The 25,629-nt window shown below is 66.4% G+C and carries 25 protein-coding genes; 4 read left to right on the top strand and 21 right to left on the bottom strand.

Annotated elements, in window-relative coordinates:
• From BLV15_RS10040 to araD1, 5 genes are all read right to left on the bottom strand, one after another.
• The coding region (locus tag BLV15_RS10040) for an aldehyde dehydrogenase family protein (RefSeq protein WP_139210701.1) at positions 1 to 410 on the bottom strand (410 nt) is incomplete at its 3' end.
• Between the two features lie 184 nt (positions 411 to 594).
• Positions 595 to 1,872, bottom strand: a complete 1,278-nt coding sequence (locus BLV15_RS10035; RefSeq protein ID WP_090227332.1) for an alpha-hydroxy acid oxidase — start codon at positions 1,870 to 1,872, stop codon at positions 595 to 597.
• A gap of 61 nt (positions 1,873 to 1,933) precedes the next feature.
• Positions 1,934 to 3,490, bottom strand: a complete 1,557-nt coding sequence (locus tag BLV15_RS10030; protein ID WP_090227329.1) for a UxaA family hydrolase — start codon at positions 3,488 to 3,490, stop codon at positions 1,934 to 1,936.
• 32 nt (positions 3,491 to 3,522) lie between these two features.
• Entirely contained in the window at positions 3,523 to 4,836 is a 1,314-nt protein-coding gene (locus BLV15_RS10025) for an MFS transporter (protein ID WP_090227327.1), read from the bottom strand.
• A gap of 86 nt (positions 4,837 to 4,922) precedes the next feature.
• Positions 4,923 to 5,918, bottom strand: a complete 996-nt coding sequence (gene araD1 / locus BLV15_RS10020; RefSeq protein ID WP_090227324.1) for an AraD1 family protein — start codon at positions 5,916 to 5,918, stop codon at positions 4,923 to 4,925.
• 107 nt (positions 5,919 to 6,025) lie between these two features.
• On the opposite strand from araD1, the gene BLV15_RS10015 reads away from it, so the two are divergent.
• Positions 6,026 to 6,961, top strand: a complete 936-nt coding sequence (locus tag BLV15_RS10015; protein ID WP_090227321.1) for a LysR family transcriptional regulator — start codon at positions 6,026 to 6,028, stop codon at positions 6,959 to 6,961.
• Positions 6,962 to 7,037: 76 nt separating this feature from the next.
• On the opposite strand, the gene BLV15_RS10010 is transcribed toward BLV15_RS10015, so the two are convergent.
• A complete protein-coding gene (locus BLV15_RS10010; protein ID WP_090227319.1) occupies positions 7,038 to 8,135 on the bottom strand; it encodes an NADH:flavin oxidoreductase/NADH oxidase in 1,098 nt (365 codons plus the stop codon).
• Between the two features lie 187 nt (positions 8,136 to 8,322).
• On the opposite strand from BLV15_RS10010, the gene BLV15_RS10005 reads away from it, so the two are divergent.
• Complete coding sequence (locus BLV15_RS10005) at positions 8,323 to 9,381, top strand: HlyD family secretion protein (RefSeq protein ID WP_090227316.1); 1,059 nt, start codon at positions 8,323 to 8,325, stop codon at positions 9,379 to 9,381.
• Between the two features lie 14 nt (positions 9,382 to 9,395).
• Positions 9,396 to 10,400, top strand: coding sequence for a DUF2955 domain-containing protein (locus BLV15_RS10000; RefSeq protein WP_090227463.1), 1,005 nt, complete (start codon positions 9,396 to 9,398; stop codon positions 10,398 to 10,400).
• A 9-nt stretch (positions 10,401 to 10,409) separates the two neighbouring features.
• Here BLV15_RS10000 and recJ read toward each other — a convergent pair whose 3' ends face one another.
• From recJ to BLV15_RS09925, 15 genes are all read right to left on the bottom strand, one after another.
• Positions 10,410 to 12,125, bottom strand: coding sequence for a single-stranded-DNA-specific exonuclease RecJ (gene recJ / locus BLV15_RS09995; RefSeq protein ID WP_090227314.1), 1,716 nt, complete (start codon positions 12,123 to 12,125; stop codon positions 10,410 to 10,412).
• Positions 12,126 to 12,334: 209 nt separating this feature from the next.
• The gene (locus BLV15_RS09990; RefSeq protein WP_090227311.1) at positions 12,335 to 12,874 is read right to left on the bottom strand and encodes a YaeQ family protein; all 540 of its coding nucleotides are present in this window, start codon (positions 12,872 to 12,874) and stop codon (positions 12,335 to 12,337) included.
• Between the two features lie 114 nt (positions 12,875 to 12,988).
• Complete coding sequence (locus tag BLV15_RS09985; RefSeq protein WP_090227307.1) at positions 12,989 to 14,002, bottom strand: SDR family oxidoreductase; 1,014 nt, start codon at positions 14,000 to 14,002, stop codon at positions 12,989 to 12,991.
• Positions 14,003 to 14,285: 283 nt separating this feature from the next.
• Complete coding sequence (locus BLV15_RS09980; protein ID WP_090227303.1) at positions 14,286 to 14,570, bottom strand: DUF3509 domain-containing protein; 285 nt, start codon at positions 14,568 to 14,570, stop codon at positions 14,286 to 14,288.
• A 225-nt stretch (positions 14,571 to 14,795) separates the two neighbouring features.
• Entirely contained in the window at positions 14,796 to 16,205 is a 1,410-nt protein-coding gene (gene thrC, locus BLV15_RS09975) for a threonine synthase (RefSeq protein ID WP_090227300.1), read from the bottom strand.
• Between the two features lie 61 nt (positions 16,206 to 16,266).
• The gene (locus BLV15_RS09970) at positions 16,267 to 17,571 is read right to left on the bottom strand and encodes a homoserine dehydrogenase (protein WP_090227298.1); all 1,305 of its coding nucleotides are present in this window, start codon (positions 17,569 to 17,571) and stop codon (positions 16,267 to 16,269) included.
• Positions 17,572 to 17,711: 140 nt separating this feature from the next.
• The gene (locus BLV15_RS09965) at positions 17,712 to 18,185 is read right to left on the bottom strand and encodes a GFA family protein (protein ID WP_090227295.1); all 474 of its coding nucleotides are present in this window, start codon (positions 18,183 to 18,185) and stop codon (positions 17,712 to 17,714) included.
• Positions 18,186 to 18,258: 73 nt separating this feature from the next.
• On the bottom strand, positions 18,259 to 18,990 hold the full coding sequence (dsbC, locus tag BLV15_RS09960) for a bifunctional protein-disulfide isomerase/oxidoreductase DsbC (protein WP_090227292.1): 732 nt from the start codon (positions 18,988 to 18,990) through the stop codon (positions 18,259 to 18,261).
• A gap of 84 nt (positions 18,991 to 19,074) precedes the next feature.
• On the bottom strand, positions 19,075 to 19,971 hold the full coding sequence (gene xerD / locus BLV15_RS09955; protein ID WP_090227290.1) for a site-specific tyrosine recombinase XerD: 897 nt from the start codon (positions 19,969 to 19,971) through the stop codon (positions 19,075 to 19,077).
• Positions 19,972 to 20,195: 224 nt separating this feature from the next.
• Positions 20,196 to 20,546 carry a 50S ribosomal protein L19 gene (gene rplS, locus BLV15_RS09950; RefSeq protein ID WP_090227287.1) on the bottom strand — a complete coding sequence of 117 codons (351 nt, stop codon included), beginning with the start codon at positions 20,544 to 20,546 and terminating at the stop codon, positions 20,196 to 20,198.
• 45 nt (positions 20,547 to 20,591) lie between these two features.
• The gene (gene trmD, locus BLV15_RS09945; RefSeq protein ID WP_090227284.1) at positions 20,592 to 21,335 is read right to left on the bottom strand and encodes a tRNA (guanosine(37)-N1)-methyltransferase TrmD; all 744 of its coding nucleotides are present in this window, start codon (positions 21,333 to 21,335) and stop codon (positions 20,592 to 20,594) included.
• Positions 21,336 to 21,349: 14 nt separating this feature from the next.
• Positions 21,350 to 21,886 (bottom strand): ribosome maturation factor RimM, encoded by a 537-nt coding sequence (gene rimM, locus BLV15_RS09940; RefSeq protein WP_090227282.1) that lies wholly within the window; start codon positions 21,884 to 21,886, stop codon positions 21,350 to 21,352.
• A 6-nt stretch (positions 21,887 to 21,892) separates the two neighbouring features.
• A complete protein-coding gene (gene rpsP / locus BLV15_RS09935; protein ID WP_090227279.1) occupies positions 21,893 to 22,144 on the bottom strand; it encodes a 30S ribosomal protein S16 in 252 nt (83 codons plus the stop codon).
• 221 nt (positions 22,145 to 22,365) lie between these two features.
• A complete protein-coding gene (gene ffh / locus BLV15_RS09930) occupies positions 22,366 to 23,742 on the bottom strand; it encodes a signal recognition particle protein (RefSeq protein ID WP_090227276.1) in 1,377 nt (458 codons plus the stop codon).
• Between the two features lie 72 nt (positions 23,743 to 23,814).
• Positions 23,815 to 24,657 (bottom strand): DMT family transporter, encoded by an 843-nt coding sequence (locus BLV15_RS09925; protein ID WP_090227275.1) that lies wholly within the window; start codon positions 24,655 to 24,657, stop codon positions 23,815 to 23,817.
• A gap of 161 nt (positions 24,658 to 24,818) precedes the next feature.
• On the opposite strand from BLV15_RS09925, the gene BLV15_RS09920 reads away from it, so the two are divergent.
• Positions 24,819 to 25,619 carry a cytochrome C assembly family protein gene (locus tag BLV15_RS09920; protein ID WP_090227272.1) on the top strand — a complete coding sequence of 267 codons (801 nt, stop codon included), beginning with the start codon at positions 24,819 to 24,821 and terminating at the stop codon, positions 25,617 to 25,619.
• The last annotated feature ends 10 nt before the right edge of the window (positions 25,620 to 25,629 follow it).

Here is a 25,629-nt window from a genome sequence, read left to right as displayed (position 1 = left end):
GGCTGGCGCTCCGGCAGCGCGCGGTCGATGCGCGCGCCGTAGAAATCGCCACGTCGCAGCACCTGGGCGAACAGGCGCATCTGCCCGCTGGTGCGGCCCCGCTCGCCCTGGATGCGCCCGGCCGGCAGCGCGGTTTCCTGGCAGACCAGGGCGACGAAATCATCGCCCAGCGCATCGATCTCGGCGGCGATGGCGTCGAGGAAGTCGGCGCGTTTGGCCGCCGACAGCGTGCGGTAGGTCGGATAGGCCGCCGCGGCGGCCTTGGCAGCGGCGTCCACCTCGCCAAGCGTGGCCTGGTGGAAGTCGTAGGGCAGCGTCTCGCCGGTGCTCGCGTCGAGGCTGTGCACGACAACGTCGCCCAGGGCGCTGCGCGCGCCGTTGATGTAGTTCTGTCCGAGGATGTCAGGCATGGAACCCTCCTGCTCTTGAAGTGATGGAGCCGCGGCGCGTGCCGTGGCCGGGGAGCGCGAGGGGCCGTTTCTCGGCGCCCTCGCGGCGGTGGTCCGCAGACCGATGAAGCGTTGCGCGCCCGCGCAGCGCTCTTGGGAAACTCGCGCCGGAGATCACTCACCGGCGCTCCGAAAGCAGGCCGTCCTAGGAAAACGCATCGATGGGCATCCTTCGCCCGTCGAGGTTCGACCCCGCTTCGCCGGCACCGTGCGGCGCATGACCGGCCACGGCTTGCGCCGCTGCGCGCCAGGCCGGCGCGTGGATCAGCTCGGGGCTCAGCTCGTCGAGCGAGCTGCAGCCGAGCAGGCCGAGGGTACGATCGACTTCGCTGCGCAGGATCTCGATCGCGTGGCTGGCCCCCGGCCCCTTCCCCGCCGCCAGGCCGTAGAGCGCCGCGCGCCCGAGCAGCACGGCGTCTGCGCCAAGCAGCAGCGCCTTGACGATATCGCTGCCGCGGCGAAATCCACCGTCGAGAAACACCGACATCCGCCCGCGCGCCAGGCGCGCCACCTCGGCCAGCGTCTCCATCGCCGAAACCGAGCCATCGAGCTGGCGCCCGCCGTGGTTGGACAAGACCACGCCGTCGACGCCGTAGCCCAGGGCGATCTCGGCATCCGCCGGATGGATCATGCCCTTGACGATCAGCTTGCCCTTCCAGATATCCCGCAGCCAGGCGATGTCGTCCCAGTTCAGGCTCGGGTCGAGCTCGGCGGCCAGGGCGCTGGCGGCGCCCTTCACCGAATCCTTGCCAGGTGGCAACAGGTCGCCGAGGTTGGCGAAGCGCGGCACGCCGTTGGGCACCAGCACGTCCCACACCCACTCCGGATGCAGCGCCACGTCGAGCTTGTTGCGCAGGTCCAGCTGCAACGGCCGCACGTAGTTGCGCCTGTCCCATTCGCGGTTGCCGAAGATCGCGCTGTCGACGGTGACGACGATGGCTTCCAGCTCCAGCCGGCGCACCCGCTCCACCAGCTTCGCCACATGGTCGCGGGTGCGGTAGAGGTAGATCTGCATCCAGGCGCGGATGCCGTCGATGGCGGCGATCTCCTCGATCGAGGACGTCGAGGCGTTGCTCAGTACGAAAGGAATTCCGGCCCTGGCCGCCGCTTCGGCGAGCCGCAGGTCGCCACCGGCGGTGAGCAGCCCGTTGAAGCCGGTCGGCCCGACCATGAACGGCAACGCCGACGGTTTGCCGAAGACATCCCGCCGCAGGTCGCGGGTGCCGACGTTGCGCAGCGTGCGCGGTTGCAGGGTGATGCTCTGGAAGATCGCGCGGTTGCGCGCGAGGGTGAATTCGTCGTCGGAGCCGCCTTCGACGTATTCGAAGGAGAAGTTCGGCAGCCGCCGGCGCGCCAGTTCGCGCAGCTCGTCGATGCTCTGCGCACGGCGATAGTCTCGTCCGGGATAGAGGCGTCTGTTCATCGGGATCTCGAAAGCGTGAAAAAGCGCGCGGGCGTCGAAGCAACGCCCGCGCCGCGTTGCGTCAGGTGATGGCGCCAATCTGCCAGGGCACGAACTCGTTCTGCCCATAGCCGTGCTGCTCGGACTTGCTGCGCTCCCCCGAGGCGATGCGCAGCATCAGCTCGAAGATGTGCGCGCCGCGCTCCTCGATGGTGGTCGAGCCGTCGGCGATGCCGCCGCAGTTCACGTCCATGTCCTCTTCCTGATGCTCGAACATCCGGCTGTTGGTGGCCAGCTTGATCGACGGCGACGGCGCGCAACCGTAGGCCGAACCGCGCCCGGTGGTGAAGGCGATCAGGTTGGCGCCGCCGGCGACCTGGCCGGTGGCCGAGATCGGGTCGTAGCCGGGGGTGTCCATGAACACCAGGCCGTGGGCGGTGACCGCCTCGGCGTACTCGTACACGTCGACCAGGTTGGTCGAGCCGGCCTTGGCCACCGCGCCGAGGGATTTCTCGAGGATGGTGGTGAGCCCGCCCGCCTTGTTGCCGGCGGAGGGGTTGTTGTTCAGCTCGGCGTTCATCCGCGCGCAGTACGCCTCCCACCAGTGGATGCGTCTGATCAGCTTCTCGCCCACTTCGCGGCTCACCGCACGGCGCGTCAGCAGATGCTCGGCGCCGTAGACCTCCGGGGTCTCGGACAGGATCGCGGTGCCGCCGGCGGCGACCAGGCGATCCACCGCGTTGCCCAGCGCCGGGTTGGCGGTGATGCCCGAGTAGCCGTCCGAACCGCCGCACTGCAGTCCGACGATCAGGTGCCTGGCGCTGACCGGCTCGCGCTCGACGCGGTTGGCCTCGGCGAGCAGCGACCTGACCTGGGCGATGCCGCTGGCGATGGTCTTCGAGGTGCCGCCGGTACCCTGGATGGTGAAGGTGCGCAGTTGGTTGCTGGCCTCCAGCCCGCGGGCCTTGAGCAGGTCATCGATCTGGTTGGTCTCGCAGCCCAGGCCGATCATCAGCACCGCGTGGAAATTCGGATGGACGGCATAGCCGCCAAGGGTGCGCTGCAGCATCGCCAGCGCCTCGCCGCCCGGATCGACCGCGCAGCCGACGCCATGGGTCAGCGCGACCACGCCGTCGACGTTCGGGTAGGCGGCCAGGGCCTCGGGGTGGATATCGCGGCGGAAATGGTCGGCGATCGCCCGTGCCACGGTGGCCGAGCAGTTCACCGAGGTGAGGATGCCGATGTAGTTGCGCGTGGCCACGCGGCCGTCGGCGCGAACGATGCCCTGGAAGGTCGCCTCGCGCTGCGCGGTCGGCTTCGCATCCGCGCCGAACGCGTAGTCGCGGGAGAAATCGCCCATCTCGACGTTGTGCACGTGGACGTGCTCGCCCGGCTCGATGGGCTGCGAGGCGAAGCCGATGATCTGCCCGTAACGGCGCAGCGGCTCACCCTTGCCGATATGACGGGTGGCGATCTTGTGCCCGGCCGGAATGGCCTGGCGCACGGTGACGTTCTCGTGGGCCAGGTGCAGGCCTTCGGTGAGCGGCTGCCGCGCGACCAGCACGTCGTCCAGCGGGTTCAGGCGGATCACGGCGGCCGCGATGTCCTGCGCAGCGCCCGCTTTCATTATCAGTTCCATCACGCTACCTCTTGTGATTGGCGAAGCGCGCCTCAGGCGTGGCCGCGCTCGCGGTAATCGATCATCCCGGAGAACAGCACCAGGCCCATCGCCATCGCCACGAAGAAGATCAGGGCCATGAAGTAGGAGCCGGTGAACTGGACGATCAGGCCGATCAGGATCGGCACCAGCACGCCGGACATGTTGCCCCAGAAGTTCATCCCGCCACCGAGCACGCCGGAGCGCGACTTGCCGCCGAGGATCGCCGGCAGGCACCAGTACATGCCGCACCAGCGGATGAAGAACAGCGCGACGCAGAGCAGCGCGATCACCGCCACCACGTCCGGCGTGTAGGCCACGGCGAGGATGCACAGCGCGGCAATCAGCGCCGAGCCGCTGAACATGCTGCGCATCACCAGGTTCGGCGCGCCGCCGGCGGACTTCCACTTGTCGGCGATGGCACCGCCGACGATCTCGCCAACGAAACCGCACATGAAGATCAGGAAGGTCGCGCCGCCCATCGACTTGATGTCCAGGCCGTGGGTCTGGTGCAGGTAGCTCGGCATCCAGGTCATCAGGCCGTAGAACACGCTGTTGTAGCAGGCGTAGCCGGCGAACATGGCGAGTACCGAGCGGCTGGTGATCAGGTCGCGCATCTTCGGCTTGGGACCGGTCGCGGAAGCCACCAGGTTGCCCTTCTGGATGTGCTCCAGCTCGGCGGCGTTGACCTTCGGGTGCTCGGACGGGTGATTGCGGATGTACCACCAGGCCCAGATGCCGACGACGATGGTGCCGACGCCGGCAATGACGAAGGCGATGCGCCATGAGCCGAACCAGGCGATCAGCGCGGTGGTGATGATCGCACCCAGCGCGGTCCCCAGCGGCGCGCCGCCGTCTACCAGTACGGCGCCACGGCCGCGTTCGTTGGCGGTCAGCCAGTTGCCGTTGAGCTTGGCGCCGGCCGGCATGATCGGCGACTCGGCGACACCCAGGCCGATGCGCGTCAGCATCAGCGTGATCCAGCCGGTGGACAGCGCGCCGACCGCCTGGAAGGCACCCCAGCCGACCGTGGCGAGGCCGACGATGCCGCGTGCGTTGAAGCGATCCAGCAGCATGCCGCTGGGAATCTGCATCAGCGCGTAGGACCAGAAGAACGCACTGAGCATCAGGCCCTCGAGCGCGGGGGTCATCTGGAATTCGGCGGAGATCAGCGGCAGCGCCACCGACAGCGAGGCGCGATCGATGTAGTTGATCGCGGCCAGCAACAGCAACAGCAGGAAGATCCGCCAGCGAACGGTGGTCGGGCGGTTGGCGTCGGCCGTCGGCATGGCCGCGGCGTGAAGGGCCTGAGCGTCGGATGTCTTCATGATTCACTCGTTATTATGTTTGTTATGCATCGAATACCGGGCCACCCCGGCAGCGGAACGGCCATCGCCCGATGGCCGACCGGGGCTTACAGCGCCTTGACACCTCCCATGGCGAAATCGGGCCGGCGAATCTCCACGCCATTGACCAGCGGCTCGCCGAACTCGGCCATGCTGATCTCGAAGCGGTCACCCGGCTGGACCTTCACGCCGTCGGCGAACGACAGCGTGGCCGTACCGAAGAAGTGCACGTGCACGTCGCCCGGACGAAGGAACTGGGCGTACTTGAAGTGGTGGTATTCGAGGTTGTCCAGGCTGTGGCACATGTTGTCCTCGCCGGAGACGAACGCCTTCTCCCAGAGCACCTCGTCACCGCGACGGATGCGGCTGGTGCCGGCCAGGTCGGCCGGCAGCTCGCCGACGCGCAGCTCGGGACCGTAGGAGCAGGCGCGCAGCTTGGAGTGCGCCAGGTACAGGTAGCTGCGACGCTCCATCACATGGTCCGAGAATTCGTTGCCGAGGGCGAAACCCAGACGATGAGGCTGGCCGTCGTCGCCGATCAGATACAGGCCGACCAGCTCGGGTTCCTCGCCGGAATCCTCGGCGAACTCCGGCACCGGGAAGGGCGCGCCGGGACGCACGACGATGCCGCCGTCACCCTTGTAGAACCATTCAGGCTGCGCACCGACCGAGCCCTCCAGCGGTTTTCCGCCCTCGACGCCCCATTTGAACATGCGCAGGGTGTCGGTCATGGTGGCCTCGTCCTGGGCCTTCTGCTGGTGCATCTTGTCGCGCGTGGAGGCGCTGCCGAGATGGGTCAGACCGGTTCCGCTGATCAGGCAATGGGCGGGATCTTCGTGGTCGAGCGGCGGCAGGACGCGGCCGGCTTCGAGCAATTCGCGGTAGGACGGACCGCTGTCGCAGCCGCGATCGAGGACTTCCTCGACCAGGCCGCGACCGCCCCGCAGCGCGGCGAGGGCCAGTTCACGGGTACTGCGCACGCCGCGCACGGTCTGGATGGCGTCGCCTTCGACCACGCCGACCTGGCGCTGGCCCTGGGCCGTCTCGAATTGGATCAGTCTCATGGAAGGACTCTTGTCGTTATGGAATTCGCTGTCCGCACTTTACGAACGGCCTTCGCGCCTGCCTAATGAGAGCTGCTGATTGAGCGATAACTTTTCCTTATCCCCACATGATCCCTTCCCTTTCGAGCATTTCCTCGCGTTTGCGCCTGCGCCAGTTGCGTCTGCTGATCGCACTCGACGAGCACGGCTCGCTGCACAAGGCCGCAGAGCGCGTCTCGATCACCCAGCCGGGCGCGACCAAGGCGCTGCGCGAAATCGAGTCGACCCTCGGCGCGACGCTGTTCGAGCGCACGCCCAGGGGCCTGGAGCCCAACGACCTCGGGCGCTGCGTGATCCGCTACGCCCGCCTGATCCACACCGACCTCGCCCATCTGCGCGAGGAGATGCTCGGGATTCTCCAGGGTGAAGGCGGCCGTCTTTCGGTGGGCATCATCATGGGCGGGGTACCGATGCTGATGCGCGCGCTCGGCCGCCTGCGCGAGAAACAGCCGCAGCTGTCGGTGGAGATCATCGAGGACACCAGCGCGCGGCTGTTGCCGATGGTCGATCAGGGCCGGCTGGACCTGGCGATCTGCCGGAGCAGTGTGAGCCAGCGCCCCGACGACTACGTCTGCCTCAGCGAGCATCGTGAAGAACTGGTACTGGTGGGCAATCCACAGCATCCGCTGGCCAGCGCCGGCGAACTGGAATTGGCCGATCTGCAGGATCATTCCTGGGTGGTGTATCCGGCGAACATGCCGATGCGCCTGCTGCTGGAGCGCGAATTCAACGAAGCCGGTCTGGATTTCCCGCGCTACCCGATCGAGACCTCATCGACCTTCACCACCTTGATGCTGCTGCAGGAAGATCCGCGCCTGGTGGCGCTGATGCCGATCGAAGTGGCGCAATTCGCGTTGCGCCACGGCATGCTCACGCGCCTGCCGCTGCGGATCCGCTCGCGCACCGAGGTCTATTCGGCCGTCACCCGCCAGGGCTCGGCACTGACCGCTCCGGCCGCCCTCCTGCTGGAGGAGCTGCGCAAGGAAAACCCGCTCGGCGCCTGAGCCGCGTCCCCGCCTGTGGGAACCACTGAAGGGTAAGCCCGGCGAAGGGTTCGCCGGGCGGTGGGTGCGCTCGCGCTCAGACCGGTTTGCGCATCGGCGTGTCGCGGTGCGCGGCGCGCAGGTATTGCGCCGGCCAGGGCTGCGAACGCTCGTTGAGGTATTCCGCAGCGTGCAGCGGCCAGTACGGGTCGCGCAGCAGTTCGCGGGCAAGCAGGATCAGGTCGGCCTGGCCGGTGCGCAGGATGTGCTCGGCCTGCACCGCCTCGGTGATCATCCCCACCGTACCGCTGGCGATGCCGGCCTCCTTGCGCACGCGCTCGGCGAACTCGGTCTGGTAGCCCGGCCCGGTAGGGATTTCCGCGTTCGCCGCGGTGCCCCCGGAAGACACGTCGATCAGATCGACCCCAAGGGGTTTCAGGCGCCGCGCCAGCTCCACCGTTTCGTCGGGGTTCCAGCCGTCCTGCACCCAGTCGGTGGCCGAGACGCGGACGAACAGCGGCAGCTCCTGCGGCCAGACTTCGCGCACCGACTCGGTCACCTGCAGGAGCAGGCGGATGCGGTTCTCGAACGAGCCGCCGTAGCCATCGCGACGCTGGTTGGAGAGCGGCGAGAGGAACTGATGCAACAGGTAGCCATGCGCCGCGTGGACCTCGGCCACCTTGAAGCCGGCCGCCAGCGCGCGTTCGGCAGCGCGCACGAAGGCCTGGATCACCTCGCCGATCTGCGCCTCGTCGAGCGCCGTCGGCACCGCGTGCTCGGGGCTGAAAGCGATCGCCGAGGGGCCGCTCGGCGCCCAGCCGCCCGCCGCCACCGGCACGCTGCCGTGCTTGTTCAGCCACGGCGCCCAGGTGCTCGCCTTGCGCCCGGCATGGGCCAGCTGGATGCCGGCGAAGGCGCCCTGGGACTCGATGAAACGGGTGATGCGCTGCAAGGGTTCGATGTGCTCGTCGGACCAGATGCCCAGGTCCTCGGGAGTGATGCGGCCCTCGGCGGTCACCGCGGTGGCCTCGATCAACACCAGGCCGGCGCCGCCCACGGCGCGACTGCCCAGGTGCACCAGATGCCAGTCGTTGGCCAGGCCTTCCTTCGCCGAGTACTGGCACATGGGCGACACGGCGATGCGGTTGGGCAGGCTGAGCTGGCGCAGCTGCAAGGGTTCGAAGAGATGACTCATGGCGGAACTCCCAATGGCGACATTGTTGTTATCGACCCCCTTAGCTTAGGCCGGGTTCTTCGAATCAGGGATCGAGGCGCCCATCGTCACGCTGGCGGAACGGTTTATTGCCGAAACACCGCCAATCGCCCGCCTTCTCTGCCAGTAAAATCCGCCGCTTTGCCTGCCGTGCCGAGGAAATGCCCCAATGACCCCCGATCAACGCTTCGCCCGCGCGGTGCGCTGCGCCATCGCCCTGTTCGTCGCGCTGTTCGTCTACTTCCTGATCGCCGACCTGTGGATGCCGCTGACGCCGCAGGCGCAACTGACCCGCCCGGTGGTGCGCCTGGCGCCGCGCGTCGGCGGCCAGGTGCTGGAAGTGGCGGTGCGGAACAACGCGCACGTGCAACCCGGCGACCTGATCTTCCGCCTCGACCCGCAGCCCTTCGCACTGGCCGTTCGCCAGGCCGAGCTGGCGCTGGAAGAAGCCCGCCGCACCAACCTCGAACTGGATGCGGCGATCGCTTCGGCCGAGGCCGGCCTGCTCGCCGCGCGCAGCACCGCCGACGAACTGGACAGCGAAGGGCGCCGCATGAAGGTGCTGGTGGAGCGCGCCAACGTCTCCCGCCAGCAGCACGACCAGACCCTGTCCCGCGCGCAGGCCGCGCGCGCCCAGGTGGCGGCGGCGCAGGCGCAACTGCGTGAGCTGGTGTCGCGCCGCGGCGCCACCGGCGAGGACAACCTGCGCCTGCGCCAGGCGCGCAATGCGCTGGAACAGGCGCAGTTGCAGCTCAGCTACAGCGCGGTGCGCGCCGACCGCGCCGGCACCCTGAGCAACCTGCAGCTGACGCCTGGCGCCTACGTCGCCGCCGGCCAGCCGGTCGCCGCGCTGGTCGACGACCGCATCGACATCACCGCCGATTTCCGCGAGAAATCGCTGCGCTACGTGCAGCCCGGCGACGAGGCGGTGGTGGTCTTCGATGCGCGGCCGGGCGAGCGTTTCGACGCACGGGTGATCGCCATCGATGCGGGGGTCAGGGAAGGTCAGCTGGAAGCCAATGGTGACCTCGCCGCGCCGGTGATGTCCGACCGCTGGGTGCGCGACGCGCAACGCCAGCGCCTGCACGTGCAACTCGATACCGCGCCGGACGTGCCCCTGCCCAGCGGCGCCAAGGCCACCGTGCAGCTGTTCCCCGGCAATCGCCTGAGCCGGCTGCTGGGCAGCGCGCAGATCGGCTTCATCAGCCTGCTGCACTACATCTACTGATGATGAAGCGCGAGCTGTCGAAGAACGACCTGCGCCAGTGCCTGCGCATCGCCAGCGGCGGCACCCTGGGCTTCTTCATCTGCAAGCTGATGAACTGGGACTACGGCGCCTTCTTCGGCGTCTACCCGATGTTGCTGCTCGGCCTGGTGCCGACCATCACGCCCCACGTGATCCGCCAGTTCCTCGCCTGCTCGGCGCTGGTCAGCGTCGAGACGCTGTTGATCCAGGGGCTCTTCGGTGACCGTCCGGCCCTGATGATTCCGCTGGTGTTCGGGCTTTTCGTGTTCCGCTTCGCGCTGATGGCGCAGGGGCCGATGTTCTTCTTCGGCGCGCTGAGTTCGGTGTTTCTCTCGATGCTGCTGCACTTCGGCAGCTACCCGGACGTGAACCTCTACGACATGCTCACCAGCAACCTGGTGGCGACCTGGGTAACGGTGGCCATCGCCTGCCTGATGTTCCTGCTGTTCCCCGACGCCGAGCCGCGCGCGCCCCGCGTGCCCGCACCCAAGGATGCGGCCAGTCGGCGCCACGAGACGCTGCTCGGCGCCAGCGTGGCGACGCTGTCGTTCATCGTGTTCCAGTGTTTCGATCTGCGCGACTCGCTGTCGGCGCAGATCGCCTCGATCCTGGTGCTCTTTCCGATGCACTGGAACGGCGTGCGCTTCGCCGGCCGGGTGCGCGCTCTGGGCACCCTGCGCGGCTGCCTGATGGCGCTGGCGCTGCAGGTAGTGCTCTACGATCACTACGACATCCTGCCGTTCGTGGCGATCCTGCTGTGGATCGCGGCGATGCACTGCGCGCGCATCCACATGCTGGAGAACGGCATGCCGGGCCAGGGCTTCGGCGCCCTCACCACGCTGGCCATCGTCCTCGGCCAGTACCTGACGCCGACCCACGACATGATGTACAGCGTGCTCTACCGGCTCAGCTCGGTGTGCCTGTCGGTGTTCGTCACGCTATTGGTGGTGTTCGTCCTGCACCGGTTGCTGGACCGTTTTCCGGCCACCCGCCACGCCTGACGCGCGGCATCAGCGTGGCGCGATGTGCGCCACCAGCAGCTGCACGCTTTCCTGGCCGCGGAACTCGTTGACGTCGAGCTTGTAGGCCACGTCGACCCAGCCCAGCTTGGGATTGGCCAGCAGTTCGGCGTCGACGTTGAAGGCGATGCCGTCCAGGGTGCGACCGCCGCACTCGGTCTTCAGCACCAGCTTGAGGTGCTTCTCGCCGACGATGCGCTGCTGAACCACCTGGAACACGCCGTGGAACATAGGCTCGGGAAATTGCTGACCCCAGGGCCCGGCCTGGCGCAGCGCCTTGGCCAGCTCCAGATGGAACTCCTCGATGCCCAGCTGACCGTCGGAGAGCATCCGTCCGGTCAGGTCGTCCTCGTCCAGCTGCTTGCGCACCTCGGCGTCGAAGGCCGCGGCGAAGGCGCCGAGGTTGGCCTGCGGCAACGACAGCCCGGCCGCCATGGCGTGCCCGCCGAACTTGCTGATCAGCCCCGGATGGCGCGCCGCCACGGCGTCCAGCGCATCGCGGATGTGGAAGCCCTGCACCGAGCGCGCCGAACCCTTGAGCAGGCCGTCGCCGGCGTCGGCGAAGGCGATCGCCGGGCGGTGGTAACGCTCCTTCAGGCGCGAGGCGAGGATGCCGATCACGCCCTGATGCCAGTCCGCATCGAACAGGCAGAGGCCGAACGGCAGGTCGTCCAGCGCCAGGTCCTTGAGCTGCGCCAGGGCCTCGCGCTGCATGCCCTGCTCGATGGACTTGCGGTCCTGGTTGAGCTGGTCGAGCTGCACCGCCATGTCGCGGGCCAGCGCTTCGTCGTCGCAGAGCAGGCATTCGATGCCCAGGCTCATGTCGTCCAGCCGCCCCGCCGCATTCAGGCGCGGGCCGATGATGAAGCCGAGGTCGGTGGAGCTGATCTTGCGCGCATCGCGCCCGGCGACCTCCAGAATCGCGCGCAACCCGGGCCGCGCGCGACCGGCGCGGATGCGCGCAAGGCCCTGGTGGACCAGGATGCGGTTGTTGGCGTCCAGCGGCACCACGTCGGCGACGCTACCCAGCGCCACCAGGTCGAGCAGCTCGGCGAGGTTGGGCTCGGCCAAAGACTGGCGGGCGAACCAGCCGCTCTCGCGCAGTTTGGCGCGCAGCGCCAGCAACACGTAGAAGATCACCCCGACGCCGGCGATGCACTTGCTCGGGAAGCTGCACTCGGGCTGGTTCGGGTTGACGATGGCGTCCGCCGCCGGCAGCTCCTGGCCCGGCAGGTGGTGATCGGTGATCACCACACCAAGCCCGGCCGCCTTCGCCGCCGCCACGCCCTCGACGCTGGAGATGCCGTTGTCCACGGTCACCAGCAGGTCGGGGCTGCGCTGCAGCGCCACGGCGACGATTTCCGGGGTCAGCCCGTAGCCGTAGTCGAAGCGATTGGGTACCAGGTAGTCGACGTGGCTGGCGCCGAGCAGGCGCAAACCCAGCACGCCCACCGCGCTGGCGGTGGCGCCATCGGCGTCGAAGTCGCCGACGAAGAGAATCCGCTGGCGCCGCTCCAGGGCGACCACCAGCAGTTCGACGGCGCGCTCGATACCCTTAAGCTGCCCATACGGAATCAGGCGTGCCAGCCCCTTGTCCAGCTCCGCCGCGGAGCGCACGCCCCGCGCGGCATACAGGCGGCGCAGCAGCGGCGGCAGCTCGCCGAGGTCGGGCAGGGTTTCGGGTAGCGGGCGGGGTTCGATGCGCATGGGATTCCAGGGTTAAGCGATAGCTTTATGAGAGCGTGGAGCTTGTGCAACGCCTCGCGAGCCAGAGCCATGCAAGACGCTACGTCGGTAACGGCCTTCCGCAGCTCAAAGCAGGCTAGGACGCGGAGTTCACGAGCTGTAAATCGAAACGGCGTTCCGGCCTGTATTCAACGCAGCCTGCCGGCGCGCAGCAGACCTTGGCCAAGTGCTCAGCGTTCGCCGGCCAGCCATTCCAGTTGCAGTTCGTGCTGGCCGTTCTCGTCCGTGATGAACAGCGTGCCTTCGCTGATCATCACCGCCCAGTTGATCGAGCGCGGCAGGTCGCGCGCCACGGTTTCCAGCGCTTCCTGCGGAAGGGCGACGACGTTGATGTTCTTCAGGCTTCTGACGCCATCGAGCACCTTGCTTTGCCACACGCGCAGATTGCCGTAGGCGACCAGGCTGAAGCGCTCGGCGCGGCGCGAACACCAGGTGATGCGCTCGGCATCCGGCTGGCCGACTTCGATCCAGTGCAGCACCCGGTCGTCGAGGCTTTTTTCCCACAGCGCCGGCTCGTCGACGTCGGACAGCCCGCGGCCGAAGGACAGCAGCTCGCCGTACCACAGCAGGTAGGCGATCAGCCGCACCACCAGGCGCTCCTCGGTTTCCGAAGGGTGGCGGGCGACGGTGAAACGCGCGGTGTCGTAGACCGAACGGTCCAGGTCGGTGAGGTTTATTTCGACTTTGTAGGTTGTCGCTTGCAGGGCCATGTACGGCTTCCCGGCGGAATGGAAGCCGGCAAGTCTAGCGCGAATGCCCCCGCGGCACGACCACCGCCGGGAGCCTGGCGGCGTGCGCGAGGGACATGGGAAGCGCGGCGGCCTCTAGCGTGCGCGGCCCTTGCCGCAGAGCAGCGCGCCGATCGCCACGGCGCCGAGGCCGAGCATCGCCACGGTGGCGACCGGGTGCAGGCTGGCGTGGGTGTAGAGGCTGTGGCGCAGCACGCGCCCCGGATAGTAGCCACGGGCACGACCGGTCAGGCGGCCACCGTTCGGGCCATGCAGGGCACCCTGCCAGTTGGCGTCCGGCTGGCCGTTCTGCAGGCGGTCGTAGATGACCTTCTCGCTGAGCCAGTCGTAGAGGCGTGGAAAGTTCTGCGCGATCACCGTGAAGGCCTTGGAGGCGCCGATGTAGATGTCGCGGGTGGGATGCACCGCCGCATGGAGGATCGCTTCGGCGACCTCTTCCGGCGCATACAGCGGCGGCGGCAGGACCGGCGCGCTGGCGGTGTAATCCCGGGCGTGGTCGGTGAACAGCGTGTCGGTGGCGGCGGGCCGGATCAGCGTCACCGATACCGGCGCGGCGTCCTTGCGCAGCTCGACCCGCAACACATCGGTCATGGCCTTCACCGCGTGCTTGGACGCCGCGTACATGCCGTGCACCGGAATCGGCGCGGCCGATTCGGAACTGCCCAGGTTGATGATCGCCCCGCCGTGCTCGCGCAGGTACTTGGCGGCGATGGTCGAGCCGTAGTAGGTGCCCCAGAAATTGGTTTCGAACAGACGGCGATGATCGGCGTCGCTGGCGTCCTCGATCTTGCCGATCACCGCGATGCCGGCATTGTTCACCCAGGTATCGAAACGGCCGAACCTCTCGATGGCGAGGTCGGCGACCCGCTGCATGGCCTGGCGGTCACCGACGTCGGCGGCCATCGTGACCACCAGGGCGCTGCCGCCGAGTTCGCCGGCGATCTGCTCCAGCGCCTGTTCGTTGCGGGCCACCAGCACCAGGCGTGCGCCCTTGGCGACGGCAGCGCGCGCGGTGGCGAGGCCAATGCCGCTGGAGGCGCCGGTGATGACGATGACCTGCTGGGCGAGCGGACGAAGATTGGGCTTCATGAAGTCCTCCTGTTCGGGAAAGGAACGCGGCGAAGGCGCTGTACCGGCGCCGCGCGCGGGGCTAACCGGGGTCATCGGGTGGACCAGCGGTCCGACGGCAGCGGCTGCCATACGCCGAAAAAAAAGAAACCCCGAGCCTTGGGGGAGATGCTCGGGGTTCAACGCCAGCCACGAGGACTGACGGCCGGCACATGGACCTGGGAGCGGTAAGGTTTCATGTGCCGTGTAATTACTGACCGGCGAAAAAGCCCAATCGTTCAACCGGTCGTCGGGCAGGCGGGGGTCACAGCGGGGCGTAATTTTTCACCCGGCTATCGCCGTGCAGATGGGCAATCACCTCGGGTGCGATACGGCCTTCGATCAGCAAGAGGTCGCGCAGGATCCCATCCACCACATCGGTCAGGGCGAAGCGGTCGCTCAGTTGTCCCTTGCTCAGCGTGCGCTGGAGGACGGGTTCTCCCGCATCGTTGGTCAGGGTCATCAACCTGCCGCCGTCGGCACGGTCAGGCCCCAGCACCACCTTGTACGGCGCCAGGGCGCCTTCCAGCAATTCCGTTGTGCTTTCCATGTCCATCTCCACGTAAGGTTCTGAAAATAAAGGAGGTGTAGCAAAGACTCGATAAGCGCAAAGAAAGTTCGTGAGCGCCCCGCGCGGAGAACCGCCGGCGCGAGAGTAACTTCAGGGTAAGCGGGGTTCGTTGCAGTGGCGTGACGCGGATGCGAACAGGCCGGCAACGAGGCCGGCCTGAACGGAAGGGGCGGAAACCCGCCGGCAAGCCGGCGAGGCGTTCGCTCAGAGGGGTTTGCCGCGGTTGCCGTGCTCGGCGACGAAGGCCTGCACGGCCTTCAGGTCGTTGGCGAGCACGCTGTAGCGCTCCTCGCGGACGAACAGGTCGGCCAGGTGCGCCGGCAGCTCGATGGCCTTGGCGATGCCGGCCTTCTCCACCGCTTCGGGGAATTTCACCGGATGCGCGGTGCCCAGCACCACCATGGGCGTGCTCAGGCTGCGACGGCATTCACGACCGGCACGCACGCCGATGGCGGTGTGCGGGTCGAGCACCTCGCCGGTTTCGGCGAATACCGCGGCGATGGTCTCGCAGGTCTGCTCGTCATCCACCGCCAGCGAGTCGAACAGCTTGCGTGCTTCGCTCCAGCGGTCTTCGTCGACGCTGAAACCGCCGCCCCGCTTGAAGGTATCCATCAGTCCGGCGATGGCCGCGCCGTTGCGCCCGTGCAGGTCGAACAGCAGGCGCTCGAAGTTAGACGAAACCATGATATCCATCGACGGCGAGAGAGTCGGATGCAGGGTGTCCTTGGCGTAGCTATTGCCGCTCATGAAGCGGTGCAGGATGTCGTTGCGGTTGGTGGCGACGATCAGCTGGCTGACCGGCAGGCCCATGTTGCGCGCCAGGTAGCCGGCGAAGATGTCGCCGAAGTTGCCGGTCGGCACCGAGAAGGCGATGGAACGCGCCGGCGCGCCGAGCTGCAGCGCGGCATAGAAGTAGTAGACGATCTGGGCCATGATCCGCGCCCAGTTGATCGAGTTGACCGCCACCAGGCGCGTGCCCTTGAGGAAGCCCTGGTCGGCGAAGCTGGCCTTGACCATTTCCTGGCAGTCGTCGAAGTTGCCTTCGATGGCGATGTTGTGGATGTTCTCGCCGAGGATGGTGGTCATCTGCCGGCGCTGCACCTCGGACACCCGGTTGTGCGGGTGCATGATGAAGATGTCGACGTTGTCGCAGGCCTTGCAGCCTTCGATGGCGGCCGAACCGGTATCGCCGGAGGTGGCGCCCATGATCACCACGCGCTCGTTGCGCTTGGCCAGCACATGGTCGAGCAGCCGGCCGAGCAGTTGCAGGGCGAAGTCCTTGAACGCCAGCGTCGGGCCATGGAACAGCTCGAGTACCCACTCGTTGCCGTTCAGTTGGCGCAGCGGCGCAATGGCGCTATGGGCGAACACGCCGTAGGTGTCTTCGAGGATGCGCTTGAAGTCGGCGTCCGCGATGCTGCCGGCCACGAACGGGCGCATCACCCGGAAAGCCAGCTCGTGGTAAGGCAGGCCGGCCCAGGAAGCGATTTCCTCCTGGGTGAAGCGCGGCAGGTTTTCCGGTACGTAGAGACCGCCGTCGCTGGCCAGGCCGGCGAGCAGGACGTCTTCGAAGTTCAGGGCAGGTGCCTGGCCGCGGGTGCTGATATAGCGCATTTCGACAAACCTTCGCTGTGCGCCGCGCCCCGGTGCGTCTGGCCCCGGGCGCGTGGCTGGATTAATTCAGTTGCTCGACGCGAATCCGTACGACGTCGCCGGAAACGCCTTCCAGCGCCTCGAGGGCGGTGATGGCATCGTCGATACGCGCTTCCTGCACGCGGTGAGTCACCAGGATCATCGGCACCAGGCCGTCTTGCTCCTCGGCTTCCTTCTGCATGATCGATTCGATGTTGATGCCGCGATCGGAGAGGATGCTCGCCACCTGTGCCAGCACGCCGGGCAGGTCCTTCGCCTGGATGCGCAGGTAGTAGGCGCTCTCGCATTCGGCGATCGGCAGGATCGGGTGATCGGACAGCGAATCCGGCTGGAAGGCCAGGTGCGGCACGCGGTTGTGCGGGTCGGTGGTCAGCGCGCGAACCACGTCGACGACATCGGCCACCACCGCCGAAGCGGTCGGCTCCATCCCGGCGCCGGCGCCGTAATAAAGGGTGCTGCCGACGGCGTCGCCGTTGACCATCACCGCGTTCATCACGCCGTTGACGTTGGCGATCAGGCGATCGGCCGGGATCAGCGTCGGGTGCACGCGCAGCTCGATGCCGGCCGCGGTGCGACGCGCCACGCCGAGGTGCTTGATGCGATAGCCCAGCGCTTCGGCATAGTTGACGTCGGCCGTGGTCAGCCTGGTGATACCTTCGGTGTAGGCCTTGTCGAACTGCAGCGGGATGCCGAAGGCGATCGACGCGAGGATGGTCAGCTTGTGCGCGGCGTCGATGCCCTCGACGTCGAAGGTTGGGTCGGCTTCGGCGTAACCCAGTGCCTGGGCTTCCTGGAGCACGTCCTCGAAGGTACGCCCCTTCTCGCGCATCTCGCTGAGGATGAAGTTCCCGGTGCCGTTGATGATCCCGGCAAGCCAGTTGATCTGGTTGCCGGCGAGGCCCTCGCGGATCGCCTTGATGACCGGAATGCCACCGGCCACCGCCGCTTCGAAGGCGATGATCACGCCCTTCTCGCGCGCCTTGGCGAAGAGTTCGTTGCCGTGCACGGCGATCAGCGCCTTGTTCGCGGTGATCACGTGCTTGCCGTTCTCGATGGCCTTGAGCACCAGGTCGCGGGCCAGCGTGTAGCCGCCGATCAGTTCGATGACGATGTCGATGTCCGGGTTGCTGGCGACCTCGAAGATATCGGCGGTAATGGGGGTACTACCGGTATCGACTTTCGGGTTGGGGCGACGCGCGGCAATCTGGGCGACCTCGATTCCACGCCCGGCACGGCGGGAAATCTCATCGGCATTGCGTTTGAGTACGTTGAAGGTACCGCCGCCGACGGTCCCCAGCCCACAGATTCCCACTTTCACCGGTTTCACGCTGTATTCCCCATTACCGCGACCGCGCCCGGCTGACGGGCGCATAAAAAGAGTCGCACTTTAGAAACCGAGGGGGCTTTAGTCAATCGCGCCCGGCGAGCGGAAAACCGCCGCCGGCGTGGCGCGGGGGCGAAAGGAGACTATCGGGTCAGACCGAGCCGCTCGTGCCACTGCGCGAGGGATTCCTCGGGATACTCGTCGTACAGCTTGTCATCCCGGCCCTGCTGCACCTCGACCCAGCTGGCCTTCGAGCCGAGCATCAGGTGGATGTGCTCCGGCGGCACCGGCAGCTCGGTGTCGATGGCCGAGGCGTGAGGGTGGATCAGGTCTGGCCAGCTGGGGTCCCAGAGCCAGAGCGCGCTGCCGCATTCACGGCAGAAATTGCGCTCGCCGGAACTCACCTGGCCGCCTTCCCTCTTCGCCCGATAGACGCCGAGGTGCTGCCTGCCCTGGACCTCCAGCGTGCGGTTGTCGGCGCCGAGGTTGATGGCGAAGCCGCCTCCGCCCGCCGTCTTGCGACAGATCGAGCAGTAGCAGCGCATGAAGGGATAGGGTTGTGCCGATTCGACGGAAAAACGCACGCTGCCGCAATGGCAGGAACCTTCGAGTTTCATCGCTCGCTCCAGCTCGGGTCATGTCTGCATGTGACCCGACTGGAACGCTATCGCTCGCTCCGTCCGTCAGCCCTCACTGGGCCGCGAGCGCCTGCTTGATCAGCTCGGGTGCCGGTTGATAGCCGGGGATCAGTTGACCGTTGCCGAGCACGATGGCCGGTGTGCCATTGACGCCGATCGACTGGCCAAGGGCGAACTGTTCGGCCACCGGGTTGGCGCACTTGGCGGCGCTGACCTTCTTGCCGCTGACCATCTGATCCATAGCCGCACGGCGATCGCTGGAGCACCAGACCGCCTGCAGCTGCTGGTCACCGGGAGAATCCAGGCCCTGCCGGGGGAACGCCAGGTAGCGCACTTCGATGCCCTGGCGGTTCAGCTCGGCCACTTCGCCGTGCAGCTTGTGGCAATACGGGCAGGTGGTGTCGGTGAACACCGTGATGTGGCCCTTGGTCTCTCCCTTGGCCGGGTAGACCACCATCTGCTCCAGCGGCACCGCTGCGATCACCTTGGCGATGCCACGGCTCTCGGCCTGCTCGGTCAGGTTGACCGGATCGGCGCCGGCCTGCATCTGATAGAGGTAACCCTGCATCAGGTACTTGCCGTCGGCGCTGGCGTAGAGCACGCGACCGCCCTTGAGCTGGACTTCATACAGACCGTTGAGCGGGCTCTTGGCGATGCTCTCGATCGGCAGGTCCTGACCCAGGCCGCCGAGGGACTGGCGAATGGTTTTTTCCGCATCGTCCGCGTGTACGGCACCGATGACGAGGGCGAAGCAGGCCCCGATGAGAAAACGAATACTGCGCATGGAACACTCCTGAATGGGTGCGAAAAGACTACCACAGGCACGCCAGCGCCTTCCTTCGCCGTTTGCCGCGAGAGACACCGGCCGTCAGCCGCGGGGGTGATGCTGGGCGTGCAGCTCCTGGAGGCGCGCACGGGCGATGTGGGTGTAGATCTGCGTGGTGGAAAGATCGCTGTGACCAAGCAGCATCTGCACCACCCGAAGGTCGGCGCCGTGGTTCAGCAGGTGTGTGGCGAAGGCATGCCGCAGGGTATGCGGCGACAGCGACTTGGCGATTCCGGCGACTTTCGCCTGCAGCTTGATCCGGTGCCAGAAGGTCTGCCGGGTCATCTGTTCGCCGCGCGAACTGGGAAACAGCACGTCGCTCGGCCGGCCATCGAGCAGCGCCCCGCGCGCCTCGCGCACGTAGCGCTCGATCCACAGCATCGCCTCCTCCCCCAGCGGTACAAGGCGCTCCTTGCTGCCCTTGCCGAACACCCGCACCACGCCCTGGCGCAGGTTGACCTGCTCCAGCGTCAGGCCGATCAGCTCGCTGACACGCAAGCCGCAGGCATAGAGCACTTCGAGCATGGCGCGGTCGCGCAGGCCGATCGGCGTTTCCAGGTCCGGCGCCGCCAGCAGCGCCTCGACATCCGCTTCGGACAGCGACTTGGGCAACGGCCGGCCCAGCTGCGGAAGCTCCACCAGCAGGGTCGGGTCGCTGTCGATCAACCCCTCGCGCAACAGGTAGCGGTAGAAGCCCCGCGCGCTGGAGAGAAAGCGTGCCGTCGAGCGGGCCTTGTAGCCCTCGCCCAGACGCCAGGCCAAATGATCGAGAACCGCCTCGCGGCCGGCATGCTGCATCTCGACGCCACGCTCATCGAGCCAGCCATTGAAATGCGCCAGATCGCTGAGGTACGCCGAACGGGTGTGCGGCGACAGGCCCTTCTCCAGCCACAGGGCATCAAGGAAACGGTCGATTAGCGGATGGTCTTTGGCGGGCATGGGGCGAACACGACGGGAACGGACCGGCAGTCTTTCACAGCGGCGGGCTGGCGCAAAGCGCGGGGCAGGATCGCTCGGCGGCGGAATCGGGCCGCGCTTGCACGGCGGGAAACCGAAGAGACGGACGATCACGGCTCGCGGCAAAAAAGGGCTTCCGCCGGGGACGAATCGCAGGCAATAAAAAAGCAGCCCGCGGGCTGCTTTTTTCGTCAAGGTGACCGGTCTTAGACCAGTTTTTCCTTGATGCGCGCTGCCTTGCCGGACAGTTCGCGGAGGTAGTACAGCTTGGCTTTGCGAACGTCACCACGACGCTTCACGCTCAGGCTGTCGACCAGCGGCGAGTAGGTCTGGAAAGTACGCTCGACGCCAACGCCGTTGGAGATCTTGCGAACGGTGAACGCGCTGTTCAGGCCGCGGTTACGCTTGCCGATCACTACGCCTTCGAAGGCCTGCAGACGCTGACGGTCGCCTTCCTTCACCTTGACTTGAACGATAACGGTGTCGCCCGGGGCGAAGGGCGGAATTTCTTTGCCCATCTGTTCGGCTTCGATCTGCTGGATGATCTTGTTGGTCATGTCGTGCGCTCCTAAGACAAACCCTCTGGGCCTGCCATCGATACGTTAACTATCGTCCCGCTGGCGAAGGTATTCCGCCAACAGCTTTTGCTCTTCTCCAGAAAGCGAGCGGCTATCCAGAAGATCGGCACGTCGTTCGTAGGTCCGCCCTAGGGCCTGCTGCAAACGCCAACGCCGGATGTGTTCGTGGTTGCCGCTGAGCAGCACCTGCGGAACACTTTTATCCGCATACACTTCGGGTCGAGTGTAGTGCGGACAATCGAGCAGGCCGTCGGTGAACGAGTCCTCCTCGGCGGAATCCGCATGCCCCAATGCACCGGGCAACAAGCGGGTCACCGCATCGATCAGCACCATCGCCGGCAGCTCACCGCCGGACAACACGTAATCGCCAATCGACCATTCTTCATCCACGTGCGCTTCGATGAAGCGTTCGTCAATACCCTCGTAGCGTCCGGCGATGAGGATCAACGACTCCTCCTGCGCCAGTTGCTGTACGGCCGCCTGTTTCAACTGGCGACCCTGGGGCGACAGGTAGATCACCTTCGCCCGCTCTCCGGCGGCTTGCCTGGCAGCTGCCAGCGCCCGTTCCAGAGGCTCGATCTTCATCACCATGCCGGGGCCGCCACCGAAGGGTCGGTCGTCCACCGTCTGGTGGCGATCTTCGGTGAAGCTCCGCGGGTTCCAGCAGGTCAGCGCGAGCAGACCCTGTTTCACCGCACGGCTGGTGATGCCGTATCCGCTGATGGCGGAAAACATCTCCGGGAAAATGCTGATGACTTCAACCCGCATGGCATTCACGCAAATCAGAAGTCCGCATCCCAGTCGACCCGCATCTCGCCGGCGGCCAGATCGATCGACTGCACGCACTGCTCTGTGTAGGGCAGCAGGCGTTCGCGATCATCGAGGCTGCCGGTGCAGGGCTTGACCACCATCACGTCGTTGGCACCGGTCTCCAGCAAGTGGTCGATCACGCCGAACAGTTGTCCGAGCTGATCGATGACCCTCAAGCCTTCCAGTTGGTGCCAGTAGTACTCGTCGGTGCCGAGTGCCGGCAACTCGCTGCGGGGAACGCAGATTTCGAAGCCCGCGAAGGTCAGAGCGACATCGCGATCATCGAGCCCCTTCAGCTTCGCCACCAGGAACTTGCCCTGTGGCCGTCCGCCAATCAGCTCAACCTGCTTGACCTCGTTGTCACGCCTGAGCGTCCAACGGCGATAGTCCAGCACGTTGTCGACCGGGTCGGTAAAGGAATACACCTTCACTTCGCCGCGAATGCCATGCACCGAGAAAATCTTGCCGAGAACGATCAGATCCTCGGCGGGCGCCGGCAACGTATTCATGGATGCTTAGGCCGCAGCCTTGGCAGCTTCCTTGAGCAGTTGTGCAACGCGCTCGGACGGCTGTGCGCCCTGGCTCAGCCAGTAGCTGGCGCGTTCCTGATCGACCGACAGCTTGACTTCAGCGCCGGAAGCAACCGGGTTGAAGAAGCCGATACGCTCGACGAAGCGACCGTCGCGCGCATTGCGGCTGTTGGTCACGGTCAGGTGGTAGAAGGGGCGCTTCTTGGAGCCGCCACGGGCAAGACGGATGGTTACCATTGAACTTCGTTCCTGTAGTCGGTGCTTTGCAAATCAAAACAAGCAATGGGCCATAGGGGCCCGAAAGGCCGCATATTCTAAGGATTATCCGGATATTTGCAAATGGCTTTTTCAAAATGGGCGGCTGTAACGGCCGGACGGCACGAATTGCTCGCGCCACCCGACTCGCCGCCTCGAACCCTGCTCACGACTTCCCCCAGCGGGTCATCGCGGGCAGTCTCTCAGAGCTTGGGCATGCCGCCGCCGGGAAGCATGCCGCCCATCCCGCGCATCATCTTGGCCATGCCGCCCTTGGCGGTGAATTTCTTCATCATCTTCTGCATCTGCTTGTGCTGCTTGATCAGCCGGCCGATGTCCTGCACTTGGGTTCCCGAACCCAGGGCGATGCGGCGCTTGCGCGAGCCGCTGATGATGTCCGGATCGCGGCGCTCGTGCGGGGTCATCGAGTTGATGATCGCTTCCATCTGCTTGAACTGCTTCTCTGCCGCGCCCTGGGCGTTGCCCATCTGCGCCAGGTTCACCCCGCCCATCTGCGGAAGCTTGTCCATCAGGCCGCCGAGGCCGCCCATGTTCTTCATCTGTTGCAACTGGTCGCGGAAGTCTTCGAGGTCGAAGCCCTTGCCCTTCTTCAGTTTCTTGGTGAGTTTCTCGGCCTTCTCGCGATCCAGGGTCTGCTCGGCCTGTTCGATCAGGCTGAGCACATCGCCCATGCCGAGGATGCGCGAGGCGATACGGTCCGGGTGGAACGGCTCGAGCGCATCGCTCTTCTCGCCCATGCCGAGGAACTTGATCGGCTTGCCGGTCACGTGGCGCACGGACAGCGCCGCACCGCCGCGGGCGTCGCCGTCGACCTTGGTCAGCACCACGCCGGTGAGCGGCAGCGCCTCGCCGAAGGCCTTGGCAGTGTTGGCGGCGTCCTGGCCAGTCATGGCATCGACCACGAACAGCGTCTCGGCCGGTTTCACCGCCGCGTGCACCGCCTGGATCTCGGCCATCATCTCGGCATCGACGTGCAGTCGGCCGGCGGTATCCACCAGCACCACGTCGATGAATTTCAATTTGGCTTCGCGGATCGCCGCTTCGGCGATCGCCACCGGCTGCTGGCCGATGTCGGACGGGAAGAAGGTGACGCCGACTTCCCCCGCCAGGGTTTCCAGCTGCTTGATCGCCGCCGGGCGGTAGACGTCGACCGACACCACCATCACGGACTTCTTCTTGCGCTCCTTGAGGAAGCGCGCCAGTTTGCCGACTGTGGTGGTCTTGCCCGCGCCCTGCAGACCGGCCATCAGCACCACCGCGGGCGGCGTGACGTTGAGGACGAGGTCCTCGTTGGCCGCGCCCATCAGCTCTTCCAGCTCGGCGCGCACCACCTTCACGAACGCCTGGCCGGGCGTCAGGCTCTTCGACACCTCGGTACCGACCGCGCGGTCCTTGACCTTGTTGACGAAGTCCTTGACCACCGGCAGTGCGACGTCGGCCTCGAGCAGCGCCATGCGCACTTCGCGCAGGGTGTCCTTGATGTTGTCCTCGGTCAGCTTGGCCTTGCCGGTGACATGGCGAAGCGTCTGGGACAAACGGTCGGTCAAGTTTTCGAACATGCGCGTTCCTTTGGAAAATGCGGGCTGGCGGCAAGGCCGGGGAGTATATCAACAGCATTGGCGAATGGCTTCTCAGGCCAGACGGATCACCATCGCACCCGCCGCGATGAAGGCCGTCGCCACGCCACGTCGCGGGCCGATGCGCTCGCCGAGCAGCAGCACCGAGAGCAGCGTGGCGAACAGGATCGAGGTTTCCCGCAACGCGGCGACGCTCGCCACCGGCGCCAGCGTCATCGCATACAGCGCGATGCCATAGGAGCCGAGGGTGCCGCTGCCGCCCACCACCGGCAACGCAGGCCGCGACCGGGCGTAGCGCAGCAGCTCGCGCGGCCGGCGAAACAGCGTCCAGCCGAGCAGCGGAATGGCGGTCAGGAAGAAGATCCACAGCGTGTAGCCGACCGGTGCCTGCGACAGGCGCACGCCCACGCCGTCGATCAGCGTGTAGCTGGCGATCACGCAGGCATTGAGCAGCGCCAGCCCGGTGGCTCGCGCACTCACGCCATCGCGCAGCCAGGCGTCCACCGCCAGGCCGAGGACACCCGAGCAGATCAGCAGCACACCGCCCCAGCCGTTGAGCGACAGCGATTCGCCGAGCAGCGGTGCGCTCGCCAGAGCCACCAGCAGCGGCGCAGTGCCGCGCATCAGCGGGTAGGCCTGGCTCAGGTCGCCGTGCCGATAGGCCGCCGCGACCAGCCGGTAGTAGATGACCTGCGCACAGACCGAGCACGCCAGGTACGGCCAGCTCGCCGGCGAGGGCGCCTCGACGAAGCACAGGCCGAGCGCCGCGATGGCGCCGGCGCCGGCACTGACCAGAACGGCATTCAGCGACTTGTCGTGACCGGACTTCACCGCCGTGTTCCAGCCGGCATGCAGCAGCGCGGCGAACAGCACCATCGATACAACGCTTGCGGACATCGCGGACTCCTGATCGGCGCCCCAGCATAGCAACAGCCGATCGCCGCCCGCGAACGAGCGCCGACCCCGTGGCGGAGCGCCTCCGGGCCCGGCCGATACTTTCGTGGACGCCTGCTTGTATGCCACACTCACGCCCTTTCGGGCCCATGCCTCAAGGATCTATGCACCCTCTGCTGCCCAGCCTCGCCGCCGCCCTCCTCTATCTTGGTGTCACCGCTTACCAAGGCCTGCGCGTTCGCCAGCGCGTCAAGCCGAACAAACTGCTGATCGGTGTATTCGGCGCGCTCGCGCTGTTCTTCCATGGCGGCAGCCTGTTCATGCAGCTGCACGCGACCCAGGGCCTGGCGCTGGACTTCTTCAACGCGTCCAGCCTGATCGCCTTCGCGGTGATCCTCATCACCCTGCTCGCCTGCCTGCGCATTCCGGTGGAGAACCTGCTGTTGCTGCTGATGCCGCTGGGCGCGCTGACCGCCATGCTGGCGCAGCTGATGCCGGCCGGGACGGTACAGCCGATCGATGAGGAACCGGGGATTCTCGCGCACATCCTGCTGTCCATCGTCGCCTACGGCCTGCTCACCATCGCCGTGCTGCAGGCGCTGCTGCTGCTACTCCAGGATCACCAGCTGAAACACAAGCACCCGTCCGGACTGATCAAGAACTTCCCGCCGCTGCAAACCATGGAAAGCCTGCTGTTCGGCTTTCTCTGGGCGGGCTGGATCCTGCTCTCGCTGTCGCTGTTCTCCGGCTGGCTGTTCTTCGAGGACCTGTTCGCCCAGCACCTGGTGCACAAGACCCTGCTCTCGTGCCTGGCCTGGGTGGTCTTCGGCGTGCTGCTCTGGGGCCGCCACCAGCTCGGCTGGCGCGGGCACAAGGCGATCCGCTGGACCCTGGCGGGTTTCTGCCTGCTGATGCTGGCCTACTTCGGCAGCAAGCTGGTCCGCGAATTCATCCTGCACATCTGACCCTAGGTTG

It is taken from the genome of Pseudomonas kuykendallii, assembly GCF_900106975.1.
In the GTDB taxonomy this organism is placed as follows: domain Bacteria; phylum Pseudomonadota; class Gammaproteobacteria; order Pseudomonadales; family Pseudomonadaceae; genus Pseudomonas_O; species Pseudomonas_O kuykendallii.
Note: the sequence above shows the minus strand (reverse complement) of the source record. Positions and strands in the feature narration are given on the sequence as shown.